At 64.7% G+C, this 326-nt stretch carries 1 protein-coding gene; it reads right to left on the bottom strand.

The features are described 5' to 3' along the window. A partial coding sequence (locus QM797_RS26175; RefSeq protein WP_283278653.1) for a carboxyl transferase domain-containing protein occupies nt 1-326 on the bottom strand: 326 nt, incomplete at both ends.

The raw sequence follows: 326 nt of genomic DNA on the forward strand, positions 1-326 counted from the left end.
TCTCGCCGTAGATTTCGCCGAGCGAGCCTCCGAAGACGGTCGCGTCCTGGGAGAAGACACACACATCACGGCCATCGACCGTGCCGTAGCCGGTGACGACACCATCGCCGAGGGGCCGGTTGTCCCCCAACCCGAAATTCTGGGACCGGTGCCGCGCCAACGCGTCGAGTTCGACGAACGAGCCCTCGTCGAGCAACGCGGTGATCCTCTCGCGGGCGGTGAGCTTGCCTTTGGCGTGGACCTTGTCCACCGCCGCCTCACCGGACGGAATCTCCGCACCCGCGAGACGTTTACGAAGATCGGCCAATTTACCCGCAGTGGTATGG

This window comes from Rhodococcus sp. IEGM 1381 (assembly GCF_030056795.1).
Classification (GTDB): Bacteria; Actinomycetota; Actinomycetes; order Mycobacteriales; family Mycobacteriaceae; genus Rhodococcoides.